Raw genomic sequence first — 10,910 nt, forward strand, 5'->3', positions numbered from 1 at the left:
CGTCGATCGACAAAAAAACCGCGTCACATCAGCGGTTTGTATGGGTCGATAAATAAACGCTCGATGACATCCGGTATTTTTTGGACTGTCCGGAATCCGGACACCGGGCCCGCGACTGTCCGGCTTCCGGGCAAGTCCGGGCCGGACATGTTGCATTGCACAACCAATTGATCTTTCAAGGTTTTTCTTGACGTAAGAGACGCAGAGGCATAAGTTCTTCGAACTATCGTCCGCCCCTTCGGAGAGCCTTCGACGCCCGCGCCATGCCCTCAGGTCTGCTCATCCCGCGTACGAACAACGAACAGGCGGTCGCCCAATGCTGGGAGCGCTTCGTCCAGAACGATCCGCTGCCGCGGGCACCGGTGCGCGACGTCGTGCTCGAATCGTGGCGGCGCTGCCGCTCGGATGCCGTCGACCCCGCCAGCCATAGCGCCCCAGCCGCAGACGACGCGCGCATCCGCGAGCTGCGCCGACAGCATCACCAGCTCTACGACGCCGCACGCCCCGTGCTCGACAACCTGCGCGAAGTGCTGCGCGAATGCGGCACCCTGATCATGCTCACCGACCCCGGCGGCGTGATCATCGACCTGCAAGGCGACAGCCGCGCGCGCCAGGCCGGCGAGCATGTGAACCTCGCGCAGGGCGGACGCTGGGTCGAGGAAGTGATCGGCACGAACGCCATCGGCACCGCGATCGCCGCGCGCGCGCCGGTGCAGATCTACGCGAGCGAACACTACTGCCTCGACGTCAAACGCTGGACCTGCGCCGCCGCGCCAGTCTTCGACGCGACGCGCAGACTGCTGCTCGGCGTCGTCGACGTCTCGGGCGTCAAGGAGACCTTCCACGGCCACAGCCTCGGCCTCGTGATCGCCGCCTCGCGACAGATCGAATCGCTGATCGCGCACCAGGAGATGGACCTGCAGATGCGGCTGCTGGAGCAGTCGATGGACGGCTTCCTGCGTTATGGCAGCGACTGCGTCGCGCTCTTCGACCGCCGTGGGCGCATCGTCAAGAGCAACGGACGCCTCCAGGCGGCCCGCGAACAACACGGCGCGAACCTGCCGGCGGAAGCGGGAGCCCGACTCGACGCGCTCGACCTCGCGCTCGCGCCGCAGGAGCGCGCCCTTCGCGCACCGCACTGGTTGCGCTCGGAATGGCTGCACCCGCTGCACTCGCCCGAGGGCGATCTGGGCACGCTGCTCGTGATCCCGCTGACGCATCGCGCGCCTGCCGCGCAGAGCGCTCCGCGACTCCCATCGTCCACCCGCAGCGCCGATCCCTTCGCCGACGTGATCGGCGACAGCGTAGTCATCGACAACGCCCGTTCCCGCGCCCGCCGGCTCGCGACACTGGACCTGCCGGTGATGCTGCTGGGCGAGACCGGTGTCGGCAAGGAAGTGTTCGCGCGCGCGATCCACTTGAGCGGCGCGAAATCCGCCGCCCCCTTCATCGCCGTCAATTGCGGCGCGCTGACCCGCGAACTCCTCGCCAGCGAACTCTTCGGCTATGCCGAAGGCGCCTTCACCGGCGCGCGCCGCGGCGGCCTCGCCGGCAAGTTCGAACTCGCCGACGGCGGCACGCTCTTCCTCGACGAAATCGGCGAGATGCCGCTCGACATGCAGCCGCATCTCCTGCGCGTACTGCAGGACGGCGTCGTCGTGCGCCTCGGCGACACCCGCGAGCGGCGCGTCTCGGTGCGGCTGATCGCCGCGACCAACCGCGACCTGAAGAGCGAAGTCGCGGCCGGCCGCTTCCGCGAGGATCTGTATCACCGACTGTGCGTCACCACGCTGCGCCTGCCCGCACTGCGCGAACGCCCCGGCGACATCGACCGGATCCTCGACCATCTCAACACGCGCCTCGCCGCCAAGTACGGCTGCCCGCCGCGCCACATCGGCCGCGACGTCCGCGCCGCCTTCCGCGACTACCGCTGGCCCGGCAACGTGCGCGAACTGCAGAACGTGTTCGAATCGGTCTTCGCGCTCTCCGAAGGGGACGCGATCGACGCCTCGCTGCTGCCGGACGAAATCCGCGGGCCCTCGCCTGCCGCCGAAGCCGCGACCAACGCGTCGACCGCCCTCCCCTGCACCAGCCTCGAAAACCTCGAACGCCAGGCCATCTACTCCGCGGTCGCCAACGCCAAGGGCAACATCTCGCGCGCCGCAAAGCTGCTCGGCATCTCGCGCAGCACGCTCTACGTCAAGCTCGCGAACCTGCGCATCCAGATCGAACCGCCGAGCAAGCGGCACTGACGAGACGGACTGTTCGGAGTGGTGGAACCGTAGGGCGGATGAGCCGGACGCGTTATCGCCCCCATTAACGAAACGTCAGGTGCGGCGGAAGGCGCTTCCCGTTTCCGCCCCACAGGCCCTCACGCAATTCGGCAACCCCGGCGCCCTTTCGCAGTACACTTCTCCCCCATGATCGAAACCGACAAGCTCCAGGCCCCGCGCCTGATCTCGGCGCAGCCCGCCGACCGCCAGGAAGACGCCGTCGAGCGCGCGCTGCGCCCGAAGCGGCTCGCCGAATACGTCGGCCAGGCAAAGATCCGCGAACAGCTCGAAATCTTCATCGCCGCTGCGCGCCAGCGCAGCGAAGCGCTCGACCACGTACTGCTCTTCGGCCCGCCGGGTCTCGGCAAGACTACGCTCGCACACATCGTCGCCGCCGAGATGGGCGTCAATCTCCGCCAGACCTCCGGCCCGGTGCTCGAACGCGCCGGCGACCTCGCGGCGCTGCTGACGAACCTCGAACCGCACGACGTCCTCTTCATCGACGAGATCCACCGCCTGTCGCCGGTCGTCGAGGAGATCCTCTACCCCGCGCTGGAAGACTTCCAGATCGACATCATGATCGGCGAAGGCCCGGCAGCGCGCTCGGTCAAGCTCGACCTGCCGCCCTTCACGCTGGTCGGCGCGACGACGCGCGCCGGCATGCTGACCAACCCGCTGCGCGACCGCTTCGGCATCGTGGCACGGCTGGAGTTCTACACGCCCGAGGAGCTTGCCTTCATCGTCAGCCGCTCGGCGCGCCTGCTCGACGTCGCAATCGATGAAGACGGTGCCTTCGAGATCGCGCGCCGCTCGCGCGGCACGCCGCGGATCGCCAACCGGCTGCTCCGCCGCGTGCGCGACTATGCACAGGTGAAGGCCGATGGCGACATCTCCGCCAAGGTCGCCGACGCGGCCCTGCGCATGCTCGACGTCGACCACCTCGGCCTCGACCTGATGGACCGCAAACTGCTCGGCGCGATGCTGGAAAAATTCGCCGGCGGCCCGGTCGGCCTCGACAACCTCGCCGCGGCGATCGGCGAATCCTCAGACACCATCGAGGACGTGCTCGAACCCTACCTGATCCAGCAGGGCTACCTGCAACGCACGCCGCGCGGACGGATCGCGACCGCCGCCATCTGGGAACACTTCGGCCTCGCCCGTCCGGGACGCGGCGACGGAGACCTGTTCAGCGCCTAAGCCCGAGGCATGCGCACCTTCATCGCCTTCACGATCGTGCTGTGCACGGTCGGCGGTCTGTGGCTGCTGCAAGGGCCGGCCTTCTTCTGGCCGGACCGATTCGACCCGTCGCAAGGCATCTTCCTCGGCGGGCTCGCCTCGCAACTCCTCGGCGCCGGCCTGCTGACGATCGCCGGAGCCGGCCTGATGGCGATCGGCCAGGCCCGACGCGGCCGTGTGGGCAGCGCGTCGCAGCGCTGGCAGATCCGCTACTTCCTGCTGATCCTGCTCGCGCTGGGCCTCGTCAGCGCCGCCTTCAGCCTCGGCGAACGCGGCCCGAACCCGGACTGGCGTGCGCCGGGAAGTACTATCGATCAACCGACCTGAACGGCCAAGCCCTTCAGGTATTCGCCTTCCGGCACCGCCAGCCCGATCGGATGGTCGGCCGCGGCCGACAGCCGATGCAGGATGCGCCCATCGACGCCCGCATCGCTCGCCGCCCCCGCGACGATCTTCTGGAAGAGCTCCAGCCCGATGCCGCCCGAGCACGAGTAAGTCATCAGGATGCCCCCCGGATTGAGCAGGCGGAAGCCGAAGAGGTTGATGTCCTTGTACGCCCGCGACGCCCGGTCCGCATGTGCCGCCGACGGCGCGAACTTCGGCGGATCGAGCACGATCAGGTCGAAGCGCCGCCCTTCGGCCTTCAGCGCGCGCAGCGCCGCGAACACGTCGGCCTCCATCCACTCGGCGCGCGAGGCGTCGAGCTGCGGATTCAGCGCGACGTTGCGCCGCGCCACTTCCAGCGCCGGTCCCGACGAGTCGATCGACAGCACCGACGTCGCCCCTCCGGCGAGCGCCTGCAGCGAGAAACCGCCCGTATAGCAGAAGCAGTTCAGCACGCTACGGCCGGCGGCGAGCATGCCAGTCAGTTTGCGGTTTTCGCGCTGATCGAGGTAGAACCCGGTCTTGTGGCCCGCGACGACATCGACTTCCATGCGCACGCCGTTCTCGACGATCGTCAGTGCCCCTTCGGGGAGTTCGCCGTACACGCACCCGGTCTTCAGCTCCAAGCCTTCGAGCTTGCGCACATCCGAATCCGAGCGCTCGTAGACCGCCTTGCAGCCTGTCGCCTGCACCAGCCCCGCGACGATCGCGTCGCGCCACTTCTCGGCGCCCGCGCTTGTGAGCTGCACAACGACGACATCGCCGAAGCGGTCGGCGATCACGCCCGGCAGGCCGTCCGATTCGCCGTGGATCAGGCGCACGCCGGTTTCATTCGCGAGCAGCGGATGCGTCGCCCGCCGCGCGACCGATTCGGCGACGCGGCGCTTGAAGAAGGCGTGGTCGATCGACACATCCGATGCGAAAGTCCACATCCGCGCACGGATCTGCGACTCCGGCGACCATGCGGCGCGCCCGAGCTCACGCCCGTCTTCGGCAGCGACTTCAACGGTGTCGCCCGGCCGCGCGCGTCCTTCGAGCCGCTCGACGGAGCCGGCAAACACCCACGGGTGACGGCGCAGGAGCGAACGCTCCTTGCCGGGTTTGAGGATCAGCTTGGACATGGGACGGAACCGCAGGAAGGGACAGGCGCGAGAGTGTATCGCCTGCCTGCCGCCGTCGCCAGACGGCGGGCCTCAGACCTCGAGGAAGCGACGGAGTTTGTCGGCAGTTTCGAGCAGTTCGGGCAGATCACGCGAACCGAGCAGGTCGCCGAAATGCTGCACCGCCTGTTGGGTCAGGAACAGATGGCCGTTGCCCTGCCGCGTGATCCAGCCGAGGTCGGCCAGGCGCGCGATCTTGCGTCGGACGGTCTCGCGCGGCAGGCCCGTCGCCGCGGCGATCGAGTAGGCGTTGCAAGGTCGCAAACGTGTCATCAATGACGACATATCGTCAAAGATACCCGCGCTGAGCCCATTCTCGAGGGCGCCGAGGTTATGCAATGCGATCTCACCGAGCAGGATCGGCAACAGGATGTCGCGCTCGAATTCCTCGAACAGCCGTCGCAGGCTGCGGATCTGATAGCGCGCGAGCAGGACCGCCGCGGCTCGCAATACCTTTGCGCCAGGGTCGAGGGCCGCCGGTCGCGTAGTCGGAGCGGTGTAGCAGGACTTGCCCATGAAATTGTTGTTTCGTGAATTTTTCGTTGTTGGGCGTGACTGCCTTATTCTTTTCGCCCGCTCCTCGGGGCACACAAGGCGGTCGTCATCAAAACTCGGTCTATCACAGACTCTTTTCAACCCCTTTAAGAAGGAGGTTTTGAACCGAGCATAGCCTAGACCCCATCACCTCCCGCTAATGTTGTTACCCGATTTGGGCATAAATTTACACTTTTTCACGCACGGGCTGAAACGTCCTGAGTATGCGCTTCACCGGCGAATCTCATCGGCGTTTCGCACGCGGATGTGCAGCGTCGTAGACCTTCGCCAGATGCTGGAAATCAAGGTGCGTATAGACCTGCGTGCTGCGAATGCTGGCGTGTCCCAGCAGCTCCTGCACCGCGCGAAGATCGCCGCTCGACTGCAGCAGATGGCTGGCGAAACTGTGGCGCAGCATATGGGGATGCACGTGCACGCCCAGCCCGCATTTCTCGGCCCATGCCGCAAGGCGCGAGCGGATCGCGCCCGGGCTCATGCGCCCACCGGAGCGCGTCACGAAGAGCGCCGTCTCGCCGTCGGCCGGGACGAAAGCCGCGCGCTCCGCGAACCAAGCCTGCAGGGCCGCGAGGGCGGGTTTGCCGACCGGCACGGTCCGCATCTTGGCGCGCTTGCCGCGCACCGTGATCATGCCCTCAAGGGGATCCAATCCACCATCGACCTCCAAGGCCGCGAGCTCGGCCAGGCGCAGTCCGGATGAATAGAAGAGCTCGAACATCGCGCGGTCGCGCACGTCGAGCGGCTCCTCGCCCGGCGCGTCGAGCAGCGCCTGCGCCTGGTCCGGCGACAGCGCCTTCGGCAGACGCTGCGGCGACTTGGGCGCACGCACGCCTTCCACGGGATTCACCTCGAGCGCCCGCCGATGGCGAATCAGCCAGCGATAGAGGCCTCGCCAGGCCGACAACACACGCGCGATCGAGCGCCCGCCCAGCCCCTGCGCGTGCAGGCGCGCGACGAAGCGGCGGATGTCGTGGGATGTCAGATCGACGGGCGAGCGCCCGTCACGCAACGCATCCAGACGCAGGAGATCGCGCCGATAGTTTTCGAGCGTCAGCGGCGCCGCCCGCCGCTGGGTCGCGAGGTAGTCGAGATAGGCGTCCAGCCACTCCGGTGGCTCTTGCGGCCCGCCCTCCGCCCCCCGCGGCGCGTCCATGCTCAGCCGAGCTGGCGGCGCAAGGCGGCGGCGACGAGGTCGCCGATGCGCGACAGGTAGAGCGTGCCCATCTCGGCGTAGAAGCGCTCCGCCTCTTCGCTACCGAGCGCGAGCAGGCCGAACACCTGTGCCTCGCGACGCAGCGGCACCAACGCGACCGAGCGCACGTGTGGCGCAGCGACGCCGAACCAATCGAGCACCTCCAGGTTGCCCGGCGCACCGCAGTAGGGGTGGCGCAGGTCGCCGGCGAAAAAGCGCACCGATTCGGTGACCGGCGAAAAATCCTCGCCGGCGCGCGTCAGCACGCTGTTCCATACACGTAGCGCGACGTTCGGCACCGAGAAATCGCTGCGCAGGCTCTCGAACAGCACCCCGCGCAAACTCTCGTAGTCCTCCGCGGCGAGCAGGTCGAGGCTCAGGCCGTGCACCTTGCCGCCGATTTCGTCGTTCTCCTCGCCGAAGCGGATCAGCTCCGCGAGCTTGCCTTCGAGCTGACGGATCTTGTCGCGCAGCGCATGCAGCTGCCGCTCGCCAAGCGAGATCGCCTGGCCCCCGTGCGGATGCGGCACGGTCAGCTCGGAGAACAATTCCCCGTGGTCGGACAGAAAATCGGGATTTTCCTTCAGGTAACGTGCGACATCGGTGGCATTCATTACAGACAACTCCAGTCGGGCGCGGACGGCGCCCCAGGGTATGAGGGTCAGGCGAGCTCGATCTCGCCGGCAAATACGGTCACGGCGGGCCCGGTCATCCGCACCGGCTGGCCCGGTCCGCCCCATGCAATCTCCAGCTCGCCGCCGCGTGTATGCACGCGCACCGGCGACGCCAGCAGTTCGCGGCTGATGCCCGCGACGACGGCCGCGCACGCGCCGGTGCCGCAGGCGAGCGTCTCGCCGGCCCCGCGTTCGTACACGCGCAAACGGATATTGTGTTCGTCGACGACCTGCATAAAGCCTGCGTTTACGCGCGCGGGGAAGCGGGCGTGATGCTCGATCAACGGGCCCTGGCTCGCGACCGGCGCGCTGTCGACGTCGGCGACGACCTGCACCGCATGGGGATTGCCCATCGACACCGCGGTGATCGCCACCGTTTCGCCCGCGACGTCGAGCGGCTGCACGACGGCATCCGAATCCGACACGAAAGGCACGCGCGCCGGCTCGAATACCGGCACGCCCATGTCGACGGTCACGAGCCCGCTTTCCTCGAGCTTCGGCGCGATGACGCCCGACTTCGTCTCGACGCGGATCTCGCGCTTGTCGGTGAGGCCCTGCTCATGCACGAAACGCACGAAGCAGCGCGCCCCGTTGCCGCACTGCTCCACCTCGCCGCCGTCGGCGTTGAAGATGCGGTAGCGGAAATCGACGCCGAGCTGCGTGGCCGGTTCGACCACCAGCAACTGGTCGCAGCCGACGCCGAAATGGCGATCGGCGAGAAAACGGACGCGTTCGGGAGTCAGCTCGACGGACTGGCGGACCGCGTCGATGACGACGAAATCGTTGCCCAGTCCGTGCATCTTGGCAAAGCGCAGGCGCATGGCGGATCTTCGGGTGAGGCTCAGGTGAGCGATTGGCGGGGGATTCGCGGTGGGCGAATCCGGCAATTCTCGCGCAGCGACCGGGGGGAGTCCACTTCCCGCCCGGTGCGGCAGTCATATCAATATAGGCGGGGTTCGCCGCGCGGGCGGGTCTTGAAGCGGCGATGCACCCAGTAGTACTGCTCCGGCATCGTACGGACCACCGATTCGAGCCAACGGTTCATCCGCAAGGTGTCAGCCTCGACGTCCTCGGTCGGGAAGTCGGGCCATGGCGCCCCGAATTGCACGACATAACCGCGACCGCCCGGCAACTGGCGCGTCACACAGGGTACGACCGCGGCGCGCGCGAGACGCGACAGGCGCGACACGCCGGTGATCGTCGCCGCCGGCACGCCGAAGAAGGGCACGAAGATCGCGTCCTTGCGCCCGTAATCCATGTCCGGCAGGTAGTAGAAGGGCCGTCCGGCCTTCATCGCCTTGATCGTGCCGCGCACCCCGTCCTGGCGCGACAGCAGCAGCTGGTCGCCGAAGCGGCTGCGGCCGTGGTAGAGCAGCCGGTCGAAGACCGGGTTGTTCTGCCGCGCATAGACGCTGACGCTGTCGAACTCCATCGCGATGCGCGCCCCGCCCATGTCGAGGCCGAGGAAGTGCGGCGACAGCATCATCACCGGCGTGCCGGCATCGACCAGCGCGCGCAGGTGTTCCACGCCCTCGAAACGGATCAGTCTCTGCAGTCGCTCCTTGCTCGCCCACCACACCAGCCCGCGTTCGAGCAGGCTGCGGCCGAGCGCGCGGAAATGCGCACGCGCGAGGCGCCGCCGCGCCGCGTCGTCGAGCTCGGGAAAGCACAGGCGCAGATTGACCGTGACGACGTGACGGCGATGTCGTCCGACCAGGAACAGCAGTTCGCCGAGTGCCTCGCCCAGCACGGCCAGCACCGGCAGCGGCAGCCAGTGCAGCAGCCAGAAGACGGCGACCGCGAGATAGCTCAGGATTCTCATTGCGCGCCCCCTTCGGCCGGCGGCGGCTCGACGCCGGAGGGACGCTTGTAGCGGTTGTAGCCCCACAGGTATTGCTGCGGGCAGGCGAGGATCAGGCGCTCGATCGCACGGTTGATCTTCACGCAGCGCTCCTCGAGCGAGCCCGTGATCGGCTCGACCGGCTCCGACACCCTCAGCACATAGCCTTGGCCGCGCGGCAGGCGCTCCGTCCACAGCATGATCACGCGCACGCCCTTCACCTCCGACAGGCGCGCCGCGAGCGTCATCGTCCACGCGAGCTTGCCGAAGAACGGCGCCCACACACCCTCGCCCTGCCCCGGGGCCTGGTCCGGCAGCATGCCGACCATCTCGCCGCCACGCAGTGCCTTCACGAGGCGGCGCACACCGGACACGTCGGCAGGCGCGACGCTGATGTTGCCGCGCTTGCGCCCCGCCTCCATCAAGGGCCCCAGCGCCGCCTTGCGCGGCTCGCGGAACAACACCGTGATCGGCCCATGCGTGGAGCAATATTGCGCACACATCTCGAAGCAGCCCAGATGCGGCGTCAGCAGCAGCACGCTCGCACCGTCGGCGCGCGCCTGTGCGAGCAACTCGGCCCCTTCGACGCGAACGATGCGCGACAGCACCTCGTCCTGCGGACGCAGCCATACATAGGGCAGCTCGAGGGCCTGGCGGCCGGCTTCACGGATCGCCGCGCGCAGAACCGCGGGATCGCGGCGTCCGAGGGCACGCGTGAGGTTTTCTTCGAGGCGGCGGGCGTAGGTCGGCGAGAAGCGCCAGGTCAGCCAGCCCGCAATGCCGCCCAGGCAATGCAGCCAGGAGAGCGGAAAGCGGGCGAGAATACGAAAGAGAAAATCGACGGTCACGATCACAAGCGCCGGCCTCCGTGCGGGCCGACGGGCGACGCGCATTTGACCGACTGAATACGGAAGCTATAATTATCGCTTACCCGCCGAGTTAATACGACAACTTGCAGGGCGGGGCCGCGAGCGCACCAAACCGGTCGTGGCAAACAAGTACTGCTAAAGCGTCGCCTGCTCGACGAAATCCCCGGAGCCGGCAACGCCGGACAGCACCGGGGATTTTTGTTTTTCAGGAGCAGCTCAGTGAGCAAGGAATTCCTCTTCACCTCGGAATCGGTCTCGGAAGGCCATCCCGACAAGGTCGCGGACCAGGTGTCCGACGGCGTCCTCGACGCGATCCTCGCCGAAGATCCCCACGCGCGCGTCGCGTGCGAAACCCTCGTGTCGACGGGCCTCGTCGTGATCTCCGGCGAAATCACGACCCACGCCCACCCGAACTACAAGGAAATCGCGCAGGACGTCATCCGCCGCATCGGCTATGACAACTCCGAGATCGGCTTCGACTACAAGTCGTGCGCGATCCTGACGGCGATCAACCGCCAGTCGCCCGACATCGCCCAGGGCGTCAATGAAGGCGAAGGCATCGACCTCGACCAGGGCGCCGGCGACCAGGGCCTGATGTTCGGCTACGCGTGCAACGAGACGCCGTCGCTGATGCCGCTACCGATCTACTACGCCCACCGCATCATGCAGCGCCAGGCCGAGCTGCGTAAGGACGGCCGCCTCAACTGGCTGCGCCCGGACGCGAAGAGCC

11 protein-coding genes are annotated in these 10,910 nt (G+C 67.4%); 4 read left to right on the forward strand and 7 right to left on the reverse strand.

Going from position 1 to position 10,910, the window contains the following annotated elements; all coding sequences use genetic code 11:
* Positions 1 to 263: 263 nt before the first annotated feature.
* The 3 genes from VJ673_RS22410 to VJ673_RS22420 all read left to right on the forward strand — a co-directional run bounded on the left by VJ673_RS22410 (position 264) and on the right by VJ673_RS22420 (position 3,836).
* On the forward strand, positions 264 to 2,252 hold the full coding sequence (locus VJ673_RS22410; protein WP_324128396.1) for a sigma-54-dependent Fis family transcriptional regulator: 1,989 nt from the start codon (positions 264 to 266) through the stop codon (positions 2,250 to 2,252).
* A 168-nt stretch (positions 2,253 to 2,420) separates the two neighbouring features.
* Entirely contained in the window at positions 2,421 to 3,470 is a 1,050-nt protein-coding gene (ruvB, locus tag VJ673_RS22415) for a Holliday junction branch migration DNA helicase RuvB (RefSeq protein ID WP_324128397.1), read from the forward strand.
* A gap of 9 nt (positions 3,471 to 3,479) precedes the next feature.
* A complete protein-coding gene (locus VJ673_RS22420; RefSeq protein WP_324128398.1) occupies positions 3,480 to 3,836 on the forward strand; it encodes a hypothetical protein in 357 nt (118 codons plus the stop codon).
* Here VJ673_RS22420 and VJ673_RS22425 read toward each other — a convergent pair.
* The 7 genes from VJ673_RS22425 to VJ673_RS22455 form a co-directional block, all read right to left on the reverse strand.
* Positions 3,824 to 5,014, reverse strand: coding sequence for a class I SAM-dependent rRNA methyltransferase (locus VJ673_RS22425; RefSeq protein ID WP_324128399.1), 1,191 nt, complete (start codon positions 5,012 to 5,014; stop codon positions 3,824 to 3,826). The two genes, VJ673_RS22420 and VJ673_RS22425, sit on opposite strands and share 13 nt — an antisense overlap.
* Before the next feature lie 72 nt (positions 5,015 to 5,086).
* Positions 5,087 to 5,569 (reverse strand): hypothetical protein, encoded by a 483-nt coding sequence (locus VJ673_RS22430; RefSeq protein WP_324128400.1) that lies wholly within the window; start codon positions 5,567 to 5,569, stop codon positions 5,087 to 5,089.
* Between the two features lie 262 nt (positions 5,570 to 5,831).
* The gene (gene xerC, locus VJ673_RS22435; protein WP_324128401.1) at positions 5,832 to 6,758 is read right to left on the reverse strand and encodes a tyrosine recombinase XerC; all 927 of its coding nucleotides are present in this window, start codon (positions 6,756 to 6,758) and stop codon (positions 5,832 to 5,834) included.
* A 2-nt stretch (positions 6,759 to 6,760) separates the two neighbouring features.
* The gene (locus VJ673_RS22440; RefSeq protein WP_324128402.1) at positions 6,761 to 7,411 is read right to left on the reverse strand and encodes a DUF484 family protein; all 651 of its coding nucleotides are present in this window, start codon (positions 7,409 to 7,411) and stop codon (positions 6,761 to 6,763) included.
* A 47-nt stretch (positions 7,412 to 7,458) separates the two neighbouring features.
* Entirely contained in the window at positions 7,459 to 8,292 is an 834-nt protein-coding gene (gene dapF / locus VJ673_RS22445; protein ID WP_324128403.1) for a diaminopimelate epimerase, read from the reverse strand.
* 119 nt (positions 8,293 to 8,411) lie between these two features.
* On the reverse strand, positions 8,412 to 9,284 hold the full coding sequence (locus VJ673_RS22450; RefSeq protein WP_414635682.1) for a lysophospholipid acyltransferase family protein: 873 nt from the start codon (positions 9,282 to 9,284) through the stop codon (positions 8,412 to 8,414).
* Between the two features lie 5 nt (positions 9,285 to 9,289).
* Positions 9,290 to 10,204 carry a lysophospholipid acyltransferase family protein gene (locus VJ673_RS22455; RefSeq protein WP_324128405.1) on the reverse strand — a complete coding sequence of 305 codons (915 nt, stop codon included), beginning with the start codon at positions 10,202 to 10,204 and terminating at the stop codon, positions 9,290 to 9,292.
* A 195-nt stretch (positions 10,205 to 10,399) separates the two neighbouring features.
* Between VJ673_RS22455 and VJ673_RS22460 the strand changes: the two genes are divergently transcribed.
* On the forward strand, positions 10,400 to 10,910 hold a 511-nt coding region (locus VJ673_RS22460), incomplete at its 3' end, for an S-adenosylmethionine synthetase N-terminal domain-containing protein (protein WP_324128406.1).

The sequence above is a fragment of the Aromatoleum sp. genome, assembly GCF_035254505.1.
Taxonomy (GTDB): Bacteria; Pseudomonadota; Gammaproteobacteria; order Burkholderiales; family Rhodocyclaceae; genus Aromatoleum.

Excerpts from the sequence above, each read along its gene's own strand:
- VJ673_RS22410 (WP_324128396.1), top strand. The coding sequence starts at position 264 with ATGCCCTCAGGTCTGCTCATCCCGCGTACGAACAACGAACAGGCGGTC.
- ruvB (WP_324128397.1), top strand. The coding sequence starts at position 2,421 with ATGATCGAAACCGACAAGCTCCAGGCCCCGCGCCTGATCTCGGCGCAG.
- VJ673_RS22420 (WP_324128398.1), top strand. The coding sequence starts at position 3,480 with ATGCGCACCTTCATCGCCTTCACGATCGTGCTGTGCACGGTCGGCGGT.
- VJ673_RS22425 (WP_324128399.1), bottom strand. The coding sequence starts at position 5,014 with ATGTCCAAGCTGATCCTCAAACCCGGCAAGGAGCGTTCGCTCCTGCGC.
- VJ673_RS22430 (WP_324128400.1), bottom strand. The coding sequence starts at position 5,569 with ATGGGCAAGTCCTGCTACACCGCTCCGACTACGCGACCGGCGGCCCTC.
- xerC (WP_324128401.1), bottom strand. The coding sequence starts at position 6,758 with ATGGACGCGCCGCGGGGGGCGGAGGGCGGGCCGCAAGAGCCACCGGAG.
- VJ673_RS22440 (WP_324128402.1), bottom strand. The coding sequence starts at position 7,411 with ATGAATGCCACCGATGTCGCACGTTACCTGAAGGAAAATCCCGATTTT.
- dapF (WP_324128403.1), bottom strand. The coding sequence starts at position 8,292 with ATGCGCCTGCGCTTTGCCAAGATGCACGGACTGGGCAACGATTTCGTC.
- VJ673_RS22455 (WP_324128405.1), bottom strand. The coding sequence starts at position 10,204 with ATGCGCGTCGCCCGTCGGCCCGCACGGAGGCCGGCGCTTGTGATCGTG.